The 21,409-nt window shown below is 47.9% G+C and carries 20 protein-coding genes and 2 tRNA genes; 6 read left to right on the top strand and 16 right to left on the bottom strand.

Annotated features, from left to right (window positions below):
• Window positions 1–78: 78 nt before the first annotated feature.
• The 11 genes from QMA39_RS16535 to QMA39_RS16485 all read right to left on the bottom strand — a co-directional run bounded on the left by QMA39_RS16535 (window position 79) and on the right by QMA39_RS16485 (window position 14,289).
• On the bottom strand, window positions 79–1,068 hold the full coding sequence (locus QMA39_RS16535) for an NADPH:quinone reductase (RefSeq protein ID WP_281659355.1): 990 nt from the start codon (window positions 1,066–1,068) through the stop codon (window positions 79–81).
• A 124-nt stretch (window positions 1,069–1,192) separates the two neighbouring features.
• Window positions 1,193–2,329: an alanine dehydrogenase gene (gene ald, locus QMA39_RS16530; protein WP_281659354.1), complete on the bottom strand. Its 1,137-nt coding sequence runs from the start codon at window positions 2,327–2,329 to the stop codon at window positions 1,193–1,195.
• Between the two features lie 22 nt (window positions 2,330–2,351).
• Window positions 2,352–3,692 carry an aspartate aminotransferase family protein gene (locus QMA39_RS16525; protein WP_206931732.1) on the bottom strand — a complete coding sequence of 447 codons (1,341 nt, stop codon included), beginning with the start codon at window positions 3,690–3,692 and terminating at the stop codon, window positions 2,352–2,354.
• Between the two features lie 136 nt (window positions 3,693–3,828).
• Window positions 3,829–5,421 carry a PucR family transcriptional regulator gene (locus QMA39_RS16520; RefSeq protein ID WP_206931731.1) on the bottom strand — a complete coding sequence of 531 codons (1,593 nt, stop codon included), beginning with the start codon at window positions 5,419–5,421 and terminating at the stop codon, window positions 3,829–3,831.
• 251 nt (window positions 5,422–5,672) lie between these two features.
• A complete protein-coding gene (locus QMA39_RS16515; protein ID WP_206931730.1) occupies window positions 5,673–5,909 on the bottom strand; it encodes a hypothetical protein in 237 nt (78 codons plus the stop codon).
• A gap of 13 nt (window positions 5,910–5,922) precedes the next feature.
• Window positions 5,923–7,416, bottom strand: a complete 1,494-nt coding sequence (locus QMA39_RS16510) for an NCS1 family transporter (protein WP_281659353.1) — start codon at window positions 7,414–7,416, stop codon at window positions 5,923–5,925.
• An 87-nt stretch (window positions 7,417–7,503) separates the two neighbouring features.
• Window positions 7,504–8,919 carry a dihydropyrimidinase gene (gene hydA / locus QMA39_RS16505; protein WP_027953575.1) on the bottom strand — a complete coding sequence of 472 codons (1,416 nt, stop codon included), beginning with the start codon at window positions 8,917–8,919 and terminating at the stop codon, window positions 7,504–7,506.
• 17 nt (window positions 8,920–8,936) lie between these two features.
• Window positions 8,937–10,223, bottom strand: a complete 1,287-nt coding sequence (preA, locus tag QMA39_RS16500; RefSeq protein WP_027953574.1) for an NAD-dependent dihydropyrimidine dehydrogenase subunit PreA — start codon at window positions 10,221–10,223, stop codon at window positions 8,937–8,939.
• A gap of 27 nt (window positions 10,224–10,250) precedes the next feature.
• On the bottom strand, window positions 10,251–11,624 hold the full coding sequence (locus QMA39_RS16495) for an NAD(P)-dependent oxidoreductase (RefSeq protein WP_281659352.1): 1,374 nt from the start codon (window positions 11,622–11,624) through the stop codon (window positions 10,251–10,253).
• Window positions 11,625–11,733: 109 nt separating this feature from the next.
• Window positions 11,734–12,624, bottom strand: coding sequence for a nitrilase-related carbon-nitrogen hydrolase (locus QMA39_RS16490; protein WP_281659351.1), 891 nt, complete (start codon window positions 12,622–12,624; stop codon window positions 11,734–11,736).
• A gap of 192 nt (window positions 12,625–12,816) precedes the next feature.
• Entirely contained in the window at window positions 12,817–14,289 is a 1,473-nt protein-coding gene (locus QMA39_RS16485; RefSeq protein ID WP_027953571.1) for a CoA-acylating methylmalonate-semialdehyde dehydrogenase, read from the bottom strand.
• Window positions 14,290–14,524: 235 nt separating this feature from the next.
• Between QMA39_RS16485 and QMA39_RS16480 the strand changes: the two genes are divergently transcribed.
• Both QMA39_RS16480 and QMA39_RS16475 read left to right on the top strand, forming a co-directional pair.
• On the top strand, window positions 14,525–15,385 hold the full coding sequence (locus QMA39_RS16480) for an SDR family oxidoreductase (protein ID WP_281659350.1): 861 nt from the start codon (window positions 14,525–14,527) through the stop codon (window positions 15,383–15,385).
• A gap of 111 nt (window positions 15,386–15,496) precedes the next feature.
• Entirely contained in the window at window positions 15,497–15,985 is a 489-nt protein-coding gene (locus QMA39_RS16475) for a hypothetical protein (protein WP_281659349.1), read from the top strand.
• A 22-nt stretch (window positions 15,986–16,007) separates the two neighbouring features.
• Here the strand turns inward: QMA39_RS16475 and QMA39_RS16470 are convergent, their stop codons facing one another.
• The 3 genes from QMA39_RS16470 to QMA39_RS16460 all read right to left on the bottom strand — a co-directional run bounded on the left by QMA39_RS16470 (window position 16,008) and on the right by QMA39_RS16460 (window position 17,085).
• Complete coding sequence (locus QMA39_RS16470) at window positions 16,008–16,337, bottom strand: DUF4257 domain-containing protein (RefSeq protein WP_027953568.1); 330 nt, start codon at window positions 16,335–16,337, stop codon at window positions 16,008–16,010.
• Between the two features lie 222 nt (window positions 16,338–16,559).
• Entirely contained in the window at window positions 16,560–16,832 is a 273-nt protein-coding gene (locus QMA39_RS16465; RefSeq protein ID WP_281659348.1) for a hypothetical protein, read from the bottom strand.
• A 180-nt stretch (window positions 16,833–17,012) separates the two neighbouring features.
• Window positions 17,013–17,085: transfer RNA gene (locus tag QMA39_RS16460), tRNA-Val, on the bottom strand.
• Between the two features lie 432 nt (window positions 17,086–17,517).
• Here QMA39_RS16460 and QMA39_RS16455 point away from each other — a divergent pair.
• The gene (locus tag QMA39_RS16455; RefSeq protein ID WP_281659347.1) at window positions 17,518–18,846 is read left to right on the top strand and encodes a DUF2254 domain-containing protein; all 1,329 of its coding nucleotides are present in this window, start codon (window positions 17,518–17,520) and stop codon (window positions 18,844–18,846) included.
• Between the two features lie 54 nt (window positions 18,847–18,900).
• On the opposite strand, the gene QMA39_RS16450 is transcribed toward QMA39_RS16455, so the two are convergent.
• Both QMA39_RS16450 and QMA39_RS16445 read right to left on the bottom strand, forming a co-directional pair.
• Complete coding sequence (locus QMA39_RS16450; RefSeq protein WP_027953565.1) at window positions 18,901–19,146, bottom strand: biotin/lipoyl-containing protein; 246 nt, start codon at window positions 19,144–19,146, stop codon at window positions 18,901–18,903.
• Window positions 19,147–19,299: 153 nt separating this feature from the next.
• Window positions 19,300–19,372, bottom strand: a tRNA-Val gene (locus QMA39_RS16445).
• A 235-nt stretch (window positions 19,373–19,607) separates the two neighbouring features.
• Between QMA39_RS16445 and QMA39_RS16440 the strand changes: the two genes are divergently transcribed.
• From QMA39_RS16440 to QMA39_RS16430, 3 genes are read left to right on the top strand one after another with little or no spacing between them, the layout of a single operon-like run.
• Window positions 19,608–20,336 (top strand): alpha/beta hydrolase-fold protein, encoded by a 729-nt coding sequence (locus tag QMA39_RS16440; RefSeq protein WP_281659346.1) that lies wholly within the window; start codon window positions 19,608–19,610, stop codon window positions 20,334–20,336.
• Between the two features lie 35 nt (window positions 20,337–20,371).
• The gene (locus QMA39_RS16435) at window positions 20,372–20,887 is read left to right on the top strand and encodes a YjcG family protein (RefSeq protein ID WP_206931721.1); all 516 of its coding nucleotides are present in this window, start codon (window positions 20,372–20,374) and stop codon (window positions 20,885–20,887) included.
• A 5-nt stretch (window positions 20,888–20,892) separates the two neighbouring features.
• A complete protein-coding gene (locus tag QMA39_RS16430; protein ID WP_281659345.1) occupies window positions 20,893–21,321 on the top strand; it encodes a GNAT family N-acetyltransferase in 429 nt (142 codons plus the stop codon).
• Window positions 21,322–21,409 lie beyond the last annotated feature (88 nt).

Here is a 21,409-nt window from a genome sequence, read left to right as displayed (position 1 = left end):
CGTGCATGTCTCCTTCAAGTGAAATAAGCCTTCCTGCTATCAGCCTATTCACGAAGAAACAGCGCTAGACATGACCCGTTAATCTTCTATATTGACGATGACACAGCCGTAACCTTCTCCACTGTCAATGAGCGCATTGGCTTCTGCAATGTCTTCCAATGGGTAGATCTTATCGATGCGGTGGAGAAGCAGATTAGACCGCAGTGCTTCATCAATATCCTCGATGGCCTCCTGCTTCGCTTCTTCCGGCATGTCATAAACGATAATCATACGGATCGTTAAGTTCATAAACATCATACGCTTGAATGGAAGAACAGGCTCCGGGACGACCGTTGAGGAATATGTGGCAATCACACCTCCGACTCGGATGATGTCCAGCACGCTCTCCAGGTTCGCTCCAAATTCCACATCAATGACACGGTCCACTTTCCGGCCTCCGGTAAAGTCCAGCACCTGTTCAACCATATCATCAGATTTATGATTGACAACAAAATCCGCTCCTGCTTCACGGCAGTAGTGGCTGGATTCTTCATTACTCGCCGTCGTAATGACAACCGCGCCGGCAAGCTTCGCCCATTGGATCGCATAGTAACCGACACGACCGGCTCCACCCGTAATAAATAGTACTTCCCCTTCTACCGGTCCATCAGCAAAAACGCTGCGGTGGGCGGTCATGACCGGAATACCGAGGCAGGCCCCTGTTTCAAAGCTGACCTCTTCCGGCAGCTTTACAGCTCTCCGGCTTTCTACCGCACAATATTCCGCTGCAGTTCCATGCTGCCGTTGAAACTGGGCCTGATACACCCAGACTCTTTCCCCGATTCTCGCGTGGGAGACGCCGGGACCGACAGCTTCGATTACACCCGCCCCGTCACTGTTAGGAATGACTGGTCCACCATCCAGCAGATTTTGAAAAGATCCCTGGCGTTTTTTTGTATCAGAAGGATTCACTCCTGAAGTTTTCATTCGTATCAATACTTCTCCATGTCCGGGTTCAGGGGCAGTATACTCCCCTGTCTGCAGCACCTCTTCCGGTGCACCGAATGCTTCAAACCATGCTGCTTTCATACAAAAACCTCCTTGATTTTCTCCCCTTACTATACCCTGGATGCTGAAAATCAAAAAGCCCGAAGAAAGCAAAAAGGCTGTCGAGACCATTCCCGACAACCTGATGGAAACAAGATTTTAGTGCTTACTTAGGCAGCGTCGTCTTACGACCCAGGACTTTCTGGACGTCCGTATAATCCATTTGATGGGATTCGGCTACCTGCTTATATGTGACAAGTCCATTGACAACGTTCAAACCTTTACACAGGGCAAAACTTTCAAGACAGGCTTTCCGCCACCCTTTACCAGCGATCTGCAAAGCATACGGAATCGTCACATTTGTAAGCGCGACAGTAGAAGTCTGAGGAACAGCCCCCGGCATGTTTCCTACTGCATAATGGACGACGCCATGTTTCATATAGACGGGATCATCATGAGTGGTCACATGATCCACCGTTTCGACGATCCCGCCTTGATCGACAGCTACATCCACGAGCACGCTGCCTTTCTTCATCGTTTTGACCATTGCTTCAGTAACGAGCTTCGGCGCTTTTGCTCCCGGAATAAGCACGGCACCGATCACAAGATCGGATTCCTTTACAGCTTCGCTGATATTCAGCGGATTGGAAACGAGTGTATTGATCTGCCATCCAAAAATATCATCCAGCTGCCGGAGACGCTCAGGACTTAAGTCGATGATGGTGACTTCAGCTCCGAGACCAACGGCAATTTTAGCCGCATTTGTTCCAACAACCCCGCCACCGATAATGGTCACTTTTCCGCGTTTCACCCCGGGTACGCCGCCAAGAAGGATTCCGGTCCCCCCGAGCGGGCGCTCTAAAAATTGTGCGCCTTTTTGAGCTGCCATCCTCCCTGCCACTTCACTCATCGGCGTCAAGAGCGGCAGGGAGCCGTTATCGCTCTGCACCGTTTCATAGGCGATAGCCGTCACTTTCTTATCGGCCAGTGCTTTTGTCAATTCTTCATCCGCAGCCAGGTGCAGGTAGGTAAAAAGAATGAGCCCTTCATAAAAAAACCCATACTCCTCCGCCAGTGGTTCTTTTACTTTCAAAACCATCTGCTGACCCCAGGCTTCTGAAGCCGACCCGACAATCGTCGCACCGACCTGCTTATAATCGTCATCCGAAAACCCGGAGCCATCCCCGGCTTTGGTTTCCACGAACACCTCATGGCCCTGCTGAATCAGGTGAACGGCCCCAGCCGGTGTCATAGCGACCCGGTTTTCATTATTCTTTATTTCCTTCGGGATTCCAATACGCACACTGAAAACCTCCTGTCATTATCTAAAGGGTGTAGATAGCCTCGACCAGTGTATGGATCAGGAAGGTGACATCCTCCTCTTCAATCGATAACGGCGGCGCCAGAGTTAATATGTTATTGTAACCGGCTACCGTCATCCCATTCTTTCCGATAATGATGCCTTTCTCCTTACACCGATGGATGACGGCATTGACTTTTTCCACAGCCAGCGGTTCTTTCGTTTCTTTATCAGAGACGAGCTCGATTCCAATCAGCAGCCCTTTGCCTCTGACATCTCCTACATACTTATGCCCCTGCAGACGCGTATGCAATTCATTTTTCACAAGATCTCCCAGCTGGCTGGAACGTTGGAAAAGCTGTTCCTTCTCCATAATTTCAATATTTTTCAGTGCAACCGCGCAGGAAGCGGGGCTGCCTCCAAATGTATTGATATGCCGGAAGAAATCGTAAGTCTCTTCTCCACAGAAGGCTTCGTAGATTTCTCTTTTCACAGCGGTCGCTGACAAGGGCAGGTAGGCACTGGTAATACCCTTGGCCATCGTCACGATATCAGGCTGAACCCCGTAATTCATAAACCCGAACGGCTGACCTGTCCGCCCAAACCCACAGATGACTTCATCCACAATCATTAAAGCTCCGTGTTTTTCGCAGATGGACTTAACTTCCTTCATATAATTTTCCGGCGGAACAATGACGCCTCCCCCGGTGATAATCGGTTCCATAATCACTCCGGCAATCGTTTCGTTATACTCCCAGGTCATGACCTTATCGATATCCTCCGCTCCCCAGCGGTCAGCTTCACTATGTTGATTGCGGTATTCATCAGGCGGAGCTACATGAAGAAAACCTGATCCCAGTGGTTCATATTTATACTTCCGCTGGGCCTGGCCTGTAGCAGAGAGGGAGCTTGTCGAATTCCCATGATACGCGCGGTAACGGGAGATGAATTTGGATCGGTAATGATCCCCCTTCTGCTGGTGATACTGCCGTGTCATTTTGAACGCCATTTCATTCGCTTCGGACCCACTATTGGAAAAGAAGACGACATAGTCTCCCCCGAGCATGTCATTGATTTTTTCAGCCAGATTTACGGCAGGCTCGTGGCTTTCGGTCATCGGCATGTAGGACAATTCCTTCATTTGATTATAGGCGGCCTCCGCCAGTTCCTCACGGCCATATCCGATGTTTACACACCATAAGCCTGACATCGCATCCAGAAAACGATTGCCTTGCACATCCGTAATCCATGAGCCTTTCGCACTTTTCGCGATCATTGTATTTTCGGGTTTGTACGGCTTCATGGAGTGCCATACATACTTTTCGTCCTTTACGAACATATCATTCTGCACATCCGCTTTTGTCATGGAAAAAACCTCCCCATTCCTGGATAATTATTTGAATTATCTTAATTATCCAATATTAAAGAACGGGTTTCATTAGACATTGTGTTAAACCGTCCTCCGAACGCTTACACATAATGACAACACGGCTGTATGGAGGTCAGGCATGCAAGGCCTGCTGGTATTCATGAGCGACAAGCGCAAACTCGATCACCTGTCGTTTTTCACAGTCCATGAAGTCCGCTCCAAGCAGCATTTCCAGCTTCTCGAGACGGTGATAAAGTGTCTGCCGGACAACAAAAACCTTGTCTGCCGTTTCTTTCTTGGAACCGTTGCAGGCAAGATACACCCGCAAGGTTTCCAGAAGCTTCGTATTATGTTTTTGGTCATACTGTATAATCGGCTCTAAATATTCATTGACCAGCCCGTTGAGGTTGCTGTGTTTATGTACAAGGGAGATGAGCCGGTACATGTGCATATCATCATAAAAATATCTGTGCTGTTCAGGTGGAAGATTACTTTGCAGCGTCAGCGTTTCCAATGCGGTCTGGTAACTTTCACTGATATGATCCAGACGACGTATATATTTTCCGACGGCGATTTGGAAAGAAGCCACCGACGAATCATTCAGCATGCTGATTTTTTTCAGTCTGTCCACACCCGTCTTCATGCGGCTCTTCCAGTCCTCCTCCTGTTTTCGGTTCAAGAGGATGTACGTAACCAGCTGACGGCGCTGTACTGGAAAAACGTAAAATCCATTCTGATCAAAAATATTCTGCACAAGCATGTTCAAATACGTAACATCCGGATTGGTGCGCCGTTCGTCGGCCATGGTCATTTTTATGGTCACAGCCGCAGCCCCTGATGAAGGCAGCTGGATTTTGTAGCGGGGCAGACGGTTTTCGATTTCCTCTGTGGTATGCTCTCCTTCCAGCCACCCCATCAGCCATTCGGTTTCCTTCGCCTTTCGTTTTTCCTCCGTATACAATTCCCGGAGAAGGTACTGGGCGAGAGCGGTTGCTGTCCGGTCGAGAAGAAGAGATTCGAATTCCCCGAGCTCCCGTCTTCCACATAATAAATAAATGACAGCAAATTCCCGTTCCAGCACTTGGACAGGCTGTTGCAGCAGCCACCGTTTCCGCTGAGCGGGCGGGGCATTCAATTCAGCAAGCGCCTCCTCCCTCTCCTTATTTCTAAGCTGCGGCACCGTAACCACCGTGTGATCTTTCGTGACATATATCAATTGGCAGTTCACATACTGCTGCAGATTTTTCAGGATATCGAAATAGTTATCAATGGACAACAGACGTTTATTCAGACGCTGGGCATAATCCTCCAGGCTGGAAATCCGCTCATACTGATGGTTGATTAAATCGGCATGGATCTCCCGGGTGATTTCAATGAAGGAAACCTCCTTCTCGAAAACGATGACCGGGAAGTCGTGCGCATCTGCAAAAGCCAGAGCATCCTCTGATAACTCCTGAATAAACGTACCGAGCTCGATGCAGATGCCTGCGACGTTTCGTTCAACCAGCTGCTGAAGCAGCCCCAGAAGCAGGTGGTCATCATTTTTCCATCCAAAACCTGTAGAAAGAATGAGCTCTCCACCCTTCAGGTTTTCTCTCACTTCCGTCATTTCAAAGACATGCACCCATTTCACTGATTTCGAAAGTCCGGCGTGTCCCGATATGACTTTTGCCGATGAAAAATGGTCTCGTTTCAGAATGTTTTCAATAGACATGGAATCTTTCATACAACGCCCCCCTCTTTTTAACGTATACCAAAAGGCCGTGATAATCGAACATCTTGTAAGATAATCTCACACAGAGGCTGAATCCTTGGAAAGTAAGGGCTTGAACACACTTATATTCCCCCGTCGGTCAGAAAATCTCCCTTGACCGGTTCTGTAAGCGCTGTCATTATTCTTCATAAAAAAAACCGTCTCCTTCTATTTTAACAGGAACGGATAAAAAAGACAGAAAAAAAAAGCAGGGAGCCTGCCCCCTACTTCATTTCCTGTTTCCTCTGCTGCTGAAATAATATCGTTGAAAAATATTTTCTTGAATCCGGATGAAGAATATGAAGCCTCTCCACCTCCGGCTGGTCCGGATCACTGCCTTCGTACACAAACTCCAGGAAAGCTCCGCTTAAATTTTCAGTCACGGCTTTCATGACATACCCCTGTTCCAATAAAAAGTCGATTTTTTCCCTTTCTGCATGAAATTCACGATGGTCTGACATGTTACTCCTCCTTTTAAGCATCTGCTTTTTTTGTTAAATCCTCTGTCCCTGTTCGCTTTCCAAGCTTCTCTTCTACAAATCCCTCACCGATAACCCAATCCCGTCCAACTGTGATTCCCAAATACTCATCATCACTCGGGTTCTCGATCTCAGCCTGCGGATGCTTTTTAAAATACCAGTGCTTGGCAAGCAGATAGTAACAGAGCGCTCCGATCCCAAATCCTACGAAGAAGGACCATGTACTGAAGAGATAAGCGAATACACTGCCAATGACCCAGGAAATCATACCAGCCCAGTTTATCCCGCCGTCGTAGGTATACTGACCGCCGCTCTTATACAGATCCGTAACATTCATCCGGCGTCTTCTTAATAGATAGTAATCGGCAAAGATGATCCCGACAATCACAGATAGAATCGCCGCCGCTATTAAGAGGACGGGAATCAGCAGATTAAAAATACTCCACGGCTGTATGACCGTCCCGACAAGACCCGCTATGAACACCCCTGCCCAGAAAGGCAGTTTCGGGCCGCCGACGTTGGAAAAGATCGTTGCAGCCGGAACAATATTCGCACTCACGTTCGTCGACCACTGGGCCAGTACGATCATGAGAAGGAGAATCCCAAGGACAAGTCCGCTTGCTGATTCCTGCAGGGCGACGACCGGGTCAAAATTGGAAACCGCAATGTACGAGACAGCACCAAGCACAACGATAAACGTCTGTGTTAGAGGCAGACCGACAAGACTTCCGACCATTGCCCCTTTATTCCGCTTGAACCAGTTCCTCTCATATTTTGGAGCTTTAATGAACCGGGATATGGAGGAAATATCCGCCGCCAGCGTTGCCCAATATCCCATATTACTGACCACAACGATGACAAAAGCGGTGAAAGCCGCTCCACCGGTCACCGGGCTTTCCACCCATGCCCAGATGTCTTTGCCCTGTTCCGCCGCGGTACCTGTAAGGTTGAAGTACATCCATACCCCGATCAGAATAATGATCGGCGCGGCGAGGTCCGCAAATTTCTCAACAGCCTTGATTCCAAGTGCGGTATTAAAAAGCTGGAATAAAGCAAACAAAATATAACAAATAAACCAGTTATCAAAGCCGAATAAAATGTTTAAAATACCGTTAATAGCTGTAGATCCGAAGTAGGTATTGATTCCAAACCACATCGATGCAGCCACACCGCGGATGACGGATGGGAAATGCGTGCCGACGATACCGAAGGGAGCCCGCATGTATACGGGAAAAGACAAGCCATGCTCAATACCGATGTCAGCAGTCAGAGTGATGGCTAGACCGATCAGCAGCGTACCGAGAAGTGTTCCGAGGACAACCCAGATGAGAGAGATGGACTGGACCCCTGCTCCACCGATGGCGAATGCAGCTAAAACGACAGCCATCCCGACCCACATAAATGTAAATCCGAGGGTGCCGATTTTCTTCTGATCATGAGGAATGGGCATAAGGTCCGGGGACATTAAATGATTATCTTTCCTGCTCATGAAGCCGTCTCCTCCTAAGTTTACCTATAAATTTTTCAGCTGCCCGGCTGGTGCCGGACAGCCTTTTATTTCTGTAACGAGGACGGGTTACTTTTGGTAAAGCTTCTCCTGGGAAGACGTTGGACTACCGAACTTGGAACGCTTCACATACCGGCCGCTGCCGATTTTTCCGACAAACTGCTGGTCCTTAATGACGAATTCCCCACGGGAAAGGACGCTGACCGTCTGTCCGGTCACCTGCATGCCTTCAAACGGATTGTAATCCGCAGCCATGTGACTCGTCTCGACAGAAATCGTCCGTTCCACATCCGGATCAAAGATGACGATATCCGCATCGGCCCCAACGGAAATCGTTCCTTTCTGCGGGAACAATCCAAACGTTTTCGCTATTTTGGTAGAGGTAATATCAACAAATTCATTCAAGCTGATCCGGCCTTTTTTCACACCTTCTGAGAATAATATACTGACACGATCCTCAATGATCGGACCGCCATTTGGTATTTTAGTAAAGTCGTCTTTGCCAAGGTCCTTCTGTCCCTTGAAATCGAATGAGCATTGATCCGACCCGAGCGTCTGCAGATCGCCGGTCTTCAATGCGTTCCATAACACTTCCTGGTGGTGTTTTTCTCTGAGAGGGGGGGACCAGACGTATTTTGCCCCTTCAAAGTCCGGTTTTTCCAAGTAGCTTTGATCGAGAACCAAATACTGCGGACACGTCTCACCTATGACGTTGTACCCTTTCTTCCTTGCTGCAGCAATGGCTGATACGGCCTGCTCACAGGTGACGTGGACGACATATAACTGGGAATCGGCCAGTCCTGTCAATTCTGCTGCCCGATTGGTCGCTTCTCCTTCCACTTCCGGCGGTCGGGTCAAGGCATGGTAAATAGGGTCGGTCTGCCCTGCGTCGAGGGCCTTTTTCACTAAGTGATCAATAACGTCCCCGTTTTCAGCATGGACCATGACAAGCGCTCCTAGGTTTTTCGCTTGTTCCAGCGTTTTAAAAAGCGTACCGTCATCGGACTGGAACACATTTTTATACGCCATAAACACTTTGAATGAAGTGATCCCCTCATCTTCAATGACAGAAGGAAGCTGATCCAGCACACGTTCATTCATTTCGCTGATCATCAGGTGAAAGCTGTAATCGATGACTGATTTATCCTGAGATTTGGCATGCCACTGATCGATGGAATTTTGGAGCGGTTTTCCTTTATCTGTTAAACAGAAATCAATGACTGTTGTCGTTCCACCATAGGCCGCAGCAATGGTTCCTGTTTCAAAGTCATCCTTACTGACCGTACCCCCGAACGGCATCTCCAGGTGAGTATGCGGGTCGATCGCACCTGGGAAGATGTAGCGGCCGGAAGCATCCACAATTTCGGCCGAAGTTTCATCAAAACCTTGGCCGATCATGGCGATTTTTTCATCTTCGATCAAAAGGTCTGCCTGATACGTATCTGCTGCCGTGACAATCGTTCCGTTCTTTATAATTTTTCTCATCCAATCCCTCCATGAAATTACTTGATTAAATCAACGTTGCACGATGGAGTGGCTCCAATCGCTGCCTGCCGCTCGTTCCACGTCATCGGAGGCTTCCCGTTGGCGTACTCCACCATATCAATGGCTCCGTCCACCGGACAGACGATGCTGCACAAATTACATCCGACACAGTCTTCCTCGCGCACCTTCAAAATGTCCCGGCCCTTGTCATCCTTGAGCATATCGATACACTGGTGGGACGTGTCTTCACAGGCAATATGACACTTATTACAGTTGATGCACACATCGTTGTTGATTTTGGCAACGACCTGATGATTGAGATCAAGATTACCCCAGTCGGAATACTTTTCGACAGATTTTCCAACAAGATCCATGACCGAATCAAGACCCTTATCATCCAAATAATTGTCCAGCCCGTCAATCATATCCTCAACGATGCTGAAGCCGTGGTGCATGGCGGCTGTACACACCTGCACGCCTGTTGCGCCCATCAGCATGAACTCGACCGCTTCCCGCCAGCTGGAAACGCCGCCCATTCCTGATATCGGTACATTGATTTTCGGATGTCGGGCACATTCCGCCACCATGTTCAAAGCAATCGGTTTTACGGCAGGACCGCAATACCCTCCGTGCGCTCCTTTGCCGGCTACGTTTGGTACCGTATCCCAAGAGTCCAGGTCCACGCCGGCAAGACTGTTAATCGTATTGATCATACTGACCGCATCTGCGCCACCATTGACGGCTGCTTCCGCTGTAAACGTTATGTCTGTTATGTTCGGGGTCAATTTCACAATAACAGGGGTCTGCGCCACTTCCTTCGCCCAGGCGGTTTGTTTTTCCACCAGCTCAGGAACCTGGCCCGAGGCCGCCCCCATGCCGCGTTCCGCCATGCCATGGGGACATCCGAAGTTCAGCTCAAGCCCGTCCACCCCGACATCTTCCACGCGTTTAACAATTTCGTGCCATTTTTCCTGCGTTGGTTCGACCATTAAGGAAGCAATAATCGCATGATCCGGAAATCTTTTCTTCGTTTCATAGATTTCCTTCAGGTTCACTTCAAGCGGGCGGTCTGTAATCAATTCAATATTGTTAAATCCCGCCACACGCTTTCCACCATAGGAAACAGCAGCGAACCGGGAGGACACATTCAAGATTGGATCGCCAAGTGTTTTCCAAACAGCTCCTCCCCACCCCGCCTCAAACGCACGCTGCACCTGGTACCCCGAGTTGGTCGGGGGAGCGGAAGCCAGCCAGAATGGATTGGGGGATTCGATCCCTGCCAGATTTAATCGTAGGTCAGCCATAAGATTCCTCCTCGTAGTTTTGTAAAGTTACACCGCAGCCGTAGGCGTTGGAGAGAGCTGTTTATGAATCGCCATAGCGACTTCCTTGCCCTGCTGGGCAGCCGTTACGACCATGGCCTCTCCCTGCCCCTTCGCAAAAATGACATCGCCGGCAGCAAAGACGTTGGATTGGGAGGTTTTTAGAGTGACAGGGTCGACTTTAACGACGCCGCCTTCATGGTCCAGACCAAACGATTCAATTAAATCTGTGTAGCGCGTCTGACCGATGGCTTTGATCACCGCATCCGCCTCCATCAGGAATTCGGATTCCGGCACGGGTTCAGGCCTTTTTCTTCCATCTTCATCAGGGGCCCCGAGCTTCATCTCCACACATTTCAAATGAATGACATGTCCTGTCTCATTACCAAGAACTTCTACAGGCTGAGTCAGCCAGTGGAACTGTACATCATCCTGTTTGGCAAAATCGTACTCAAACTCATAGGCTGTCATTTCTTTTCTTGTTCTGCGGTAGACGATTTTCACATCCTCCGCCCCTTTACGGGCGGCACAGGTCGCTGCATCAATGGCTGTGTTTCCAGCGCCGATCACAACAACTCTGCGTCCAAGCAGTTCATCCGTAATCGGACCAGATTTGGTTTCTTTTACAAAATCAATCGCATCGTGTACGCCTGTCAGATCCTCTCCGGGGATTCCAAGCATCGGTACGTGGCCCATACCGATCGTCAAGGCAATCGCATCAAACTGCTCAGACAGTTCTTCAAAGGAAACATCTGCTCCAACCGCCGTATTCGTTCTAATCTTCACGTCCAGCTTTTCCACCTGGTCCACTTCCCACCGGGAAATTTCCTGCGGCAGCCGGAACGATACGATTCCGTATGTATCCAAGCCACCGGCCTCCTCTGCTGCTTCAAAAATTGTGACATCATAGCCGAAACGGGCAAGCTCCCGTGCGGTAGACAAGCCGGCAGGTCCGCCGCCGATCACAGCGATACTCATCCCATTCTTCTCTCCGGGTTTGAATAACAGCTGTTCATTTTTAATGGCCCAGTCTGTGGCAAACCGCTGAAGATCACCGATTAAGATCGGTTCTGTCGAGTGGTTCAGGACACAGGCCCCCTCACAAAGCTCTTCTGTCGGACAAACACGTGCACATGTCGCGCCAACCGGGTTGGAGGACATGATGGTTGCCGCAGATCCTTTCAGGTTCCCGGAAGCAATCTTTTTAATGAATTTCGGAATATCGATACTTGTCGGGCAGGCCTTAATACAGGGTGCATCATAGCAGTACAGGCAGCGATTGGACTCCTCCATCGCCTCCTGGGCATTCAATCCATCATGGACCTCATTAAAATTCACCTGCAGGTTTTCCAGTGATATCCCCTTGCTTTTCAACTGAGTCACGCTGATCCCCCTCTTTCAGTAAGATACGGATTTATAAAAAAAGCCCTGCATAGATTCTTTTCAGCCCCCGGCCCTATGCAGAACTCTCTGTTCAAATCATGATGTGTAGTTACGGGAGAAGCTCATCCATTTTTTCATACGTTTCCGGGCGGCGGTCACGGTAGAACTGCCATGTATCCCGGACTTCCCGGATGAATTTTTTGTCCATTTCCCCAAGGATGACCTCATCCTGATCCCGGCTGCCTTCTGCGACAAAGCTGCCACGCGGATCAACCAGGTAGGACTGGCCGTAAAACTCGCCCATATTCCATGGACCTTCATAGCCGACACGGTTGATTGCCCCCAGGTAGTAACCGTTCGCAACGGCATGGGCCGGCTGCTCCAGCTTCCATAGATATTCTGAAAGCCCGGCTACGGTAGCCGATGGATTGAAGACGACTTCTGCACCGTTCAGGCCAAGGACACGAGCACCCTCAGGAAAATGACGGTCATAGCAGATGTAGACCCCTACTTTGGCATAGGCCGTATCAAAAACCGGATAGCCAAGGTTGCCTGGTTTGAAGTAGTACTTCTCCCAAAATCCATATCCTTTGTCCCCAACGCCCACCTGTGGGATGTGGTGTTTCCTGTATTTGCCCAGGTAGGACCCATCAGCATCGATGACAGCGGCCGTGTTGTAATACGTAGCAATTCCTTCCCGCTCATAGATAGGCAGAACGATGACGACCGCCAGTTCTGCAGCCAGGTCCTGAAACAATTTCGTCGTCGGACCGTTCGGAATTTCCTCTGCAGCGTCGTACCATTTCGGGTTCTGCTCGGAACAGAAATAAGGACCATAGAAAATTTCCTGCAGGCAGATGATCTGCGCTCCTTTTTGTGCCGCTTCACGCACCAGCAGCACATGCTTCTCGATGGACTGCTGCTTGTGGACCTCTACAGGTTCACTTCCATCCACATCATGTGATGCTTGAATTAAACCGATCTGTACTTTATCTGACATAGTGCTCCTCCTCATACTGCTTTAATTTTATAAAATTCATAATATTTAGTTATTTAATCTTACCATACAGGTTTTTGTCGGAAAATCCATTATACAAAGTGTCAAAACCTTGCCGTACCCTGCTGGATACATTGTTAATGGCGGAAACAAAGAAGGAAGAAGCGTCCTATCTGCTTCTTCCTTCCTCCTTCCTTAATACCAGCGCTGTGTCAGCATTTTACGCTTTGTATAAAAGTTCAAGCCGTCTTTCCCATTGGCATGCAGATCCCCATAAAACGACTTTTTATTTCCGGAGAACGGGAAAAAGGCCATCGGTGCAGGTACATTCACGTTCACTCCGAGCATTCCCGCATCCATTTCTTCCCGGAACTGCTGAACCGCTTTTCCGCTGGACGTATAAATGACGGCACCGTTGGCAAATTCCGACTCGTTCGCCGTTGCAATCGCTTCATCAAGAGTATTCACCCGGACGATGCTTAAGACAGGAGCAAAAATTTCATCCTTCCATATTTTCATATCCTTGGATACATGATCAAAAATCGTTGCGCCAAGGAAGTATCCGGAATCATGCTCCCGAAGCTCTACCCGGCCGTCTCTGATCAAAGCCGCGTTCTCTTTTTCCCCGGCTTCAATGTAGCTCAGCACCCGCTCACGGTGAGCTTCACGGATTAATGGCCCCAGGGTTGTTTCATCATCGAGACCATTGCCAACATTCAACTGATCCGCTGCATCTTTGATTTTTGCCGCAAGACTGTCCGCTACATCACCCACGGCAACAACGACAGAGCAGGCCATGCACCGCTCGCCCGCACTTCCAAAAGCGGCATTGATGATACCTTCGACCGATTTATCCAGGTTACAGTCCGGCATAACTATGGAATGGTTTTTAGCGCCGGCCAGAGCCTGAACGCGCTTCCCATGTTGTGAAGCCGTTTTATACACATATTCCGCTACAGGCTGGGAACCTACAAAGGAGACAGCATCGACCTCTTCATGCTCAAGCAGGCCATTGACGACATCATGCGCCCCGTTAACAAGGTTAAGCACGCCTTTCGGCAGTCCCGCTTCATGAATGAGCTCTACCAGCATTTTTGCTAAAATCGGCGTCCGTTCCGATGGCTTAAGAACAAAGGTATTCCCACATACGAGCGCAAGAGGGAACATCCAGAGCGGAACCATCATCGGAAAGTTAAATGGTGTGATTCCACCGACGACCCCTACTGGATACCGGTACATCCCTGAATCGATCCCTTCGGCGATATCCGGAAGCACGTCCCCCATCATGAGACTAGGTGCCCCTGCCGCAAATTCCACACATTCGATGCCGCGCTGCACTTCCCCTGCTGCATCCTTTTTCGTCTTTCCATTTTCCTGTGTCAACGCTTCAGCCAGCTGATCACGGTTTTCAATCAGAAGCTGCTGATATTTGAACATGATTCTCGCTCGTTTCGGTACTGGAGTCTTCTTCCAGGACTGAAAAGCCTCTCTCGCTGATCGGACCGCTTGATCCACATCTTCTTTAGTTGAAATAGGGACGCGTGCAATGGTCTGTCCAGTAGCCGGGTTTGGAACTTCTTCCACCTGACCTCCTTCAGAAGGAACCCACTCGCCATGGATAAAGTTTTCAATAACCACCTGATTCGACTTCGAGAAAGTTGTCTCCATCATGTCACCTCTGGTTTCATATATTTTTTCACTCAAGATAAGTATAAATTCTGAATTTTTACACATCAATGGACGAAACGTTAAATGAATGGCCGTTGGAATGAACAGAATGACACGTAAATCCTATATCCAACACCCTGAAAGAATGGGAGGATAAGAAGCCGGCCCCGAGGGCAAGCTAGCGGAAGCGGGTCTGCACCAATTTTAACCATTTGTACATAGGGGGTTACGCATCATGAAGAAAAAGAAGGCCGTACAGCCGGAACAGCATCAAGAACGACAGCCTGGTTACGAGTATGAAATGAATCCGCTGCCGGAGTATGCAGATGAGACATATAGAGGAAGTGGAAAACTAGCCGGTAAAACCGCCGTCATCACCGGAGGAGACAGTGGGATCGGCAGAGCGGTCAGCCTGCTTTTTGCTAAGGAAGGGGCTGATGTAGCTGTCCTTTATCTGGATGAGCATGAAGATGCAGCAACCACGAAGAGCTTAATCGAGAAAGAAGGCAGACGCTGTGAGCTGTATCACGGGGATATCGGAGGACCGGAGTTCTGCGAAACCATCGCCGAACAGGTTGTAAAGACATTTAAAACCATAGATATTCTTGTCAACAATGCAGCCGTTCAATATCCGCAGACAAGTGTGCTCGACATTTCCAATGAACAGCTTCTGGAAACATTCCGCGTTAATTTCTTTTCCTACATTTATATGACGAAAGCCCTCCTGCCTCATATGAAGAAAGGATCCTGTATCATCAACTCTTCTTCGGTGACAGCTTATAAAGGGAACGATCAGCTCATTGATTATGCATCAACGAAAGGTGCCATCACCTCTTTCACCCGCTCCCTTGCCGGATCACTGATCGATCAAGGCATACGTGTCAACGGGGTGGCCCCCGGGCCGATCTGGACGCCGTTGATTCCAGCTAGTTTTGACAAGAAAAAAGTGTCTGAATTCGGTTCGGACAATCCCATGGGCCGTCCAGGTCAGCCGAGGGAAGTGGCCCCTGCCTATGTCTATCTGGCCTCCAGTGATTCCAGCTATGTTACAGGTCAGATGCTGCATGTAAACGGAGGAATACCCGTCAACGGATAAGAAAGCTGCGGAAGCGGCTTTTTTTCGTTCACCGAACGCTGTTTAACCGACTAACGGAATGGTGGACGTGTTATAATTATCCATAATTGTATGGGAAGGATGGTGTCGCTTATGGCCCGAACCAGTTTCTGTCATTGTTTCAGCAATCAAGAAGACCTCGCTCAAGGTACAGCATCCAACCGGACCTACCTTGCCTTCTGTGTAGTAACCGGCAGGGAAGGTGCCATTGAGTTCAGCTTTCAGACGACATATATCGATCAAAGCAAAGAACCTCCCTTTGCTACATTCTACGGGGTGTCCAGCGAATGGGAAGAGGATGCCTCACCAAAAAAGCTGCGGATCCACAGCCGTTCCCCGCTTACAGATGACGGTCAAACCCCGTGCGAAAAACCTTTTCTACGATCACAGGATCTCTTTTACTCGTATACCGTCAATTTGGATCTACATAAACTGAAAGCCTACCAAAAAAATCCCGATACTTATCTGACAACGGTTCATTCGAAGGTGTTGTATGAGGAGTTAAAGGCGGTGTATACCAGCATCTTTAAAGCAGCGCCTGTCGATACGGAGCATGATCATTTTATGATTCTGGTGGATTGAAACAAAAAAAGGATGGGTCCGGTCACTTTAAACGCTGATTGATCCGGTCCAATCCTTCCACTTTCGCTTTTTCTACGTTCAATTCTCTTTTCAAAAGTACATTCTCTGCCGTCATCCCGGCCAGGATCGATATGCCGATCAAAGTCCGCAGCATGCCCGGCTCCGGTACAAGGTATGTGACAGCAAAAACCGCCGCTGCGGCGCCAATTAAAAAATCTGCTAAAAACCCGAGATAAATGCCTTTTGGACGTCTCCGCCTCCTCGGGAAAACCAAAACCTTTCCGTTTCTCATCAAATGAGCCACAACGCCTGTCATCCCTCCGATACAACCGGCAATCAGGAGCGTGTCCACATTATTGATCCCCCTAAACTTAAAAAGGCGGCCGCTGGAAGATATTTAGAAACATAAGAACTATGCACTAATCATCCACCAAAGCAGGCCGCCTCGATAAGTCTTTTATTGTATAAACGAAAAGTTACTATAATGAACATGCTACCTTCAGTGTACAATATTCCAACAAGAAAATAAATACTTCTTTTCAATTTTGTTCTTCAAATAACAATAAATGTAATTTTAAGTTTTTTTCACATCAAGCAAGTGCTGGATTTCTCTTTCATAGTAATCCACTTCTTTTTTGGAAGTGGCCTCCATCATTCCCTGCAGTAAGGGTTCATAGTCTTTCTTCTCCACTTTGTCTGTAGATTGAAATACGGCTCTGCTCTCCTCATAGTGATCCAGAAACAATTGAAGCTTCATGTAATAGTACCGGGTTTCCTCCAATGAAACGGCTTCTCTGAAAGCATCCAGCAAATCATCGAATTCTTCATCTTTTTTCTTTTTCCCCATATCCTGCCTGCCGCACCTCCTGAAGAGATTTATTAAATGGAGCTGATTTCTATTTATTACCCATTATACAAGAATATGTAACGAACCACGTTAGAGAATCCAAATTTCTTCTAATAAAAAAAGAAATGGTACAGCCTCTCATTGACGAGAAACTGTACCATTTCAGCACGTGGGTTTGTATGATTCCGATTGGGCTCGAACCAACGACCTCCACCCTGTCAAGGTGGCGCTCTCCCAGCTGAGCTACGGAATCAAAATAATAGTGGGTCTTTCCTGGTGACAAGTAATAATATACTACGGAAAAATCGAAGTGTCAATATAGTGTGAAGAATTTTTTAACGGTTTGTAAATACGCAAAGGAAATGCCCCAATCCCTTATTTTACTATGTGATGCGGACAGCTGTTGATCGGTCTATGCCCTTTTCTTTTGCATACCTTCTCAAATCCCTGAAGGATTCTTAATACAGACACGCGTGCAGGACCGCAAACCAACAAAAAAATACCCATGTTATGCTGACCACCTCTCTTGGTTTTCACGAAGAGACATTCCGAAAATAATCAAAAACCTCTATGTTGTAGAACACGATATAGAGGTTTGCTGATGCATGGAACCTTCGTTCTTGTAGGTTTTAAAATTTCGTTCATAATAGAAAGAGAACGATTATACAGAAGGCAGGTTTTTCACATGAATAACAGCAAACGATGGATTGATTTGAGAGACAGTTTTCTTTTTCTTCCCGCCATTTACAGCGTGATTTCCATATTCAGCGTTGTGATTTCCATACTTCTTGATGAGTGGATTGTATCCAATTGGAAGGACGCCCTTCCCGATTTTCTCCTTACAGGCAGCTCAGTGGCTCAGACACTGTACGGATCGCTCGTAACTTCCATCTTAACGATGACAACCATCAGTTTTTCCACCATTATGGTTGTCCTTACAACCTATACCACTCAATTCTCTCCCAGGACACTGCAGGACTTTATGAAAAGCCGGATCACCCAGCACGTGTTGGGCGTTTTCTCCTTCGGCTTCATTTTTTCCCTGCTGCAGTTGTTCCTGCTTGGGAAGGATTCCGGATCCGGTTTAATCAGTCCGTTTCTAACCGTTTTCGTGTCTGTCGTCTGCCTTGCTTTCTTTATCATTTTCATCCACCACTCTTCCCGTTTCATTAAAGTGAACAATTTAATCGGAACCATTCGGAAGAGCACATCGGCATTGATCACCCGGACTTTTTCACAGAAAAATTATGACAGTTACACAGATTGGAACAAGGAAGATATTGAAAAACGAAAAAGCACAGACAAAGGAATCATTGCTACAGGGAAATCCGGATACGTACAAAGTGTCCACTACGCTTCCTTGATTCAATGGGCAGAGAACAATGACCTCTTAATGGAAACCGCTTTTTCCATGGGGGAGTATATACAGAAGGGTATGCCTTTGTTTTATTACTGGAGCACCTCGGATCAAGAGGATTCAAACTATGAAGAAGCCAGAAACTTTGTGGCCATCGGTAACGAGCGGGTCGACATACAGGATATCGAATTTTCCCTTCAAAAGCTTGTGGAAATAGCCGTCCGCGCTATTTCTCCGAGCCTTAATGACCCTCACACCGCTACCAACTGCATCAACCGGATCGGCTCCCTGCTGATTGAGCTCGCTGATGTGTATGAGCCGATCCGGTATTACCCGGACGAAGAAGGAAGTCTGCGTCTTATCGCAGAGCCCGTACCCTTCCGTGAATATTTGTATAAATGCTTCTATCAAATTCGGATTTACGGCCATCATGATGTGTCGGTCATGAACTCGGTGATGGAAGTACTGTACAAACTGGCATTTATACAAAAAGAGAAGGTGCAGGACGATGTGTGGCAGTTCGGCTGTTATATCATCAAGGCCGTCGATGTAGAGAATATGGACGAGCTTGATTTTGAGCGGTTTAACCATCAGGCACAGAAGCTGGCCGATGCGTGTGGTACAGCCATTTCCTTAAAAAGCAATGACGCTTCATAACCAGTGTGCCAAATAACAAAGAACCGTCCACATACCGGACGGTTCTTTGTTGTATTAATCGCTGCCGGATATAATCATATCGTCTTCCATCTCAGCAAGAAGGGTTGCAGGTGACACTTTATCACCTTTTTTAATATAAAGCTTTTTCAGGCTGCCGCTGATGCCCACCGCTACCTCTGACTCTGTCCCGTCCCGTTTAATAACAAAAAGGGGTTCCCATTCATAGACATACTCCCCGTTCTGGACGAGGATTTCGGTCACTTCTCCATAACACGGGGAAATGATTTTTTCCGGCCGCATGGTTCATTCCTCCTGTTCTTACCACGCCCGGTCCTGCCCAGGGCGTTTGAAACAGCATATGTGGGAGAAGAGGACAAGATGACCGGAAAATAAAAAGAAGTGACGCAGCCTCTCCCTGGATGAGAAACTGCGCCACTCCGGCACTTTGTATGATGATTCCGATTGGGCTCGAACCAACGACCTCCACCCTGTCAAGGTGGCGCTCTCCCAGCTGAGCTACGGAATCTTATGTAGAAATTTGTCGTTTTTTGCTGACAAAGATTAATATACTATGAATGACAATCGAAGTCAACATGATTCGACAAACTTTTTCAACAAGCCCACCTCCCCCCATGATTTGGGTTCTTGATCTGTTCCACTTTTTCAACAATTCTATGATAAAATAAGAAGTGCAACGTTTACATCGAATTTTAAGCGGGAATTTTTCATATACTTCCGTGCTGTAAGGAGGTGGTCTATTTATGGGTAGAGACGGATCCATGACCGAGTACACGATAAACAGTCAGTACTTAGACGAAGAAATGACCCTTCGTGTGTATACGCCGAACAACTTCTCTCCTCTATACAAGTACCATTTCTGTATCATGCAGGATGGAAACGATTATTACTCCATGGGGCGTGCCGCCACTCTGAGCGATAAGCTCCACAGGGAGGAACGTATGGAACGGACGATTTTCATTGGTATACATTACAAGGATAAATACGACCGCAGGGAGAAATACCATCCTGACGGCCCGAGACAGGGAGACTACGTCAGCTTCCTCATCCGGGAGGTCGTCCCATTTCTTGATGAACAGCTTCCCGGGTATAATATGGGAAGAGGCCGCACACTGGCCGGAGATTCCCTTGCCGGAACCCTTGCCTTAATGACAGCTGTTAAATTTCCGAATATTTTCGGAAATGTCATCATGCAGAGTCCTTATGTCGATGATCACGTCCTGGAAGTCGTCAACACGGGCCGGCAGCTTTCTTCATTAACCATCGATCACACCATCGGTCTGGAGGAAACGGACGTGGAGACGACAACTGGTGAGCGGATGGATTTTCTTGAACCAAACCGAAAGCTGAAGGATCTTCTACAGGAAAAACCGGTCTCCTATACGTACCATGAGCTGGATGGCGGTCATACTTGGGGATCCTGGCAGAAGGATTTTGAACGGGCTTTATTGAACATATTTAGTGGTGAATAAACGTTTTAAAATGGGACAATCAGGAGGTTAGTTCAATGAAATACGGAATAGCAGTGTTTCCATCAAAAAAAGTACAAGATGTAGCGAATTCTTACCGCAAGCGATATGACCCTCATTACGCGCTGATTCCTCCTCACATTACGATGAAAGAGGCGTTTGAAGCGGAGGAAGATCAGATTGAAAGTGAAATCATCCCGCAGCTGAGGGAAATTGCCAAGAACACAGAGCCATTCTCCTACGGGGTGTACAAGGTAAGCTCCTTCTCGCCCGTAACCAACACCATCTATCTGAAGATTGAACCATCCGATGAAATTTTTGATTTGAATGATAAACTTTACACTGGTGTACTGCCCGAAGAAAAAGATTTCGCCTTCGTTCCGCACATCACGATTGCTCAGAAGCTTTCAGACGAGGAATTTTCCGATGTATACGGCAGCCTCACCATGCTTAAATTCGATCTGCAGGATCAGGTCGATCGTTTCCAGCTTCTTTACCAACTTGAAAACGGCGCATGGAGTGTCTACGAGACATTCCGCCTTGGCAGAGGGTGAAGACTGTGGATATCCGTCAGGTCAGAAACAAACAACAGCTGGACGATGCCTACTCGGTGAGAAAAATCGTCTTTGTACAAGAACAGCAGGTACCTGAAGAACTTGAAATCGATGAGCATGATGAAGCGTCCCTTCACTTCACCGGTTATGAGAACGATGAACCGGTAGCCGCAGCCCGTCTCCGGTTTGTCCACGGATACGGGAAGCTCGAGCGCATCTGTGTCCTGAAGGAGAAACGAGGCCACTCCTACGGCAGACAGATGATTGAAAAGCTGGAAGCAGCCGTGCGTGACTATGGGTATGATAAAGCGAAACTCAATGCTCAAACACAAGCCGAAACCTTTTATGGGGCCCTCGGTTATGTCACGATTTCAGACAAATTCATGGATGCCGGCATCCCGCATGTCACGATGATCAAAGAATTGAATAAATAACCGGCTCCCGCCTATGGAAAGGCGGGAGTTTTTCGTTTATATTCCACCCCTTTTGTCTACAATGAAGCATAGAAGATCGAAAAAAAAG

It is taken from the genome of Halobacillus sp. Cin3 (genome assembly GCF_947311855.1).
GTDB lineage: Bacteria > Bacillota > Bacilli > Bacillales > Halobacillaceae > Halobacillus > Halobacillus kuroshimensis.
Note: the sequence above shows the minus strand (reverse complement) of the source record. Positions and strands in the feature narration are given on the sequence as shown.

What these genes read in the sequence shown, in the direction of transcription:
- QMA39_RS16535 (WP_281659355.1), bottom strand. Translation starts at nt 1,068, where the DNA reads ATGAAAGCAGCATGGTTTGAAGCATTCGGTGCACCGGAAGAGGTGCTG.
- QMA39_RS16490 (WP_281659351.1), bottom strand. Translation starts at nt 12,624, where the DNA reads ATGTCAGATAAAGTACAGATCGGTTTAATTCAAGCATCACATGATGTG.
- preA (WP_027953574.1), bottom strand. Translation starts at nt 10,223, where the DNA reads ATGGCTGACCTACGATTAAATCTGGCAGGGATCGAATCCCCCAATCCA.
- QMA39_RS16525 (WP_206931732.1), bottom strand. Translation starts at nt 3,692, where the DNA reads ATGACAAAAGCGGATGTGCAGAATGATATGTTCGTAAAGGACGAAAAG.
- QMA39_RS16520 (WP_206931731.1), bottom strand. Translation starts at nt 5,421, where the DNA reads ATGAAAGATTCCATGTCTATTGAAAACATTCTGAAACGAGACCATTTT.
- QMA39_RS16515 (WP_206931730.1), bottom strand. Translation starts at nt 5,909, where the DNA reads ATGTCAGACCATCGTGAATTTCATGCAGAAAGGGAAAAAATCGACTTT.
- hydA (WP_027953575.1), bottom strand. Translation starts at nt 8,919, where the DNA reads ATGAGAAAAATTATAAAGAACGGAACGATTGTCACGGCAGCAGATACG.
- QMA39_RS16440 (WP_281659346.1), top strand. Translation starts at nt 19,608, where the DNA reads ATGGGTAGAGACGGATCCATGACCGAGTACACGATAAACAGTCAGTAC.
- QMA39_RS16485 (WP_027953571.1), bottom strand. Translation starts at nt 14,289, where the DNA reads ATGGAGACAACTTTCTCGAAGTCGAATCAGGTGGTTATTGAAAACTTT.
- QMA39_RS16455 (WP_281659347.1), top strand. Translation starts at nt 17,518, where the DNA reads ATGAATAACAGCAAACGATGGATTGATTTGAGAGACAGTTTTCTTTTT.
- QMA39_RS16510 (WP_281659353.1), bottom strand. Translation starts at nt 7,416, where the DNA reads ATGAGCAGGAAAGATAATCATTTAATGTCCCCGGACCTTATGCCCATT.
- QMA39_RS16465 (WP_281659348.1), bottom strand. Translation starts at nt 16,832, where the DNA reads ATGGGGAAAAAGAAAAAAGATGAAGAATTCGATGATTTGCTGGATGCT.
- QMA39_RS16450 (WP_027953565.1), bottom strand. Translation starts at nt 19,146, where the DNA reads ATGCGGCCGGAAAAAATCATTTCCCCGTGTTATGGAGAAGTGACCGAA.
- QMA39_RS16475 (WP_281659349.1), top strand. Translation starts at nt 15,497, where the DNA reads ATGGCCCGAACCAGTTTCTGTCATTGTTTCAGCAATCAAGAAGACCTC.
- QMA39_RS16435 (WP_206931721.1), top strand. Translation starts at nt 20,372, where the DNA reads ATGAAATACGGAATAGCAGTGTTTCCATCAAAAAAAGTACAAGATGTA.
- QMA39_RS16480 (WP_281659350.1), top strand. Translation starts at nt 14,525, where the DNA reads ATGAAGAAAAAGAAGGCCGTACAGCCGGAACAGCATCAAGAACGACAG.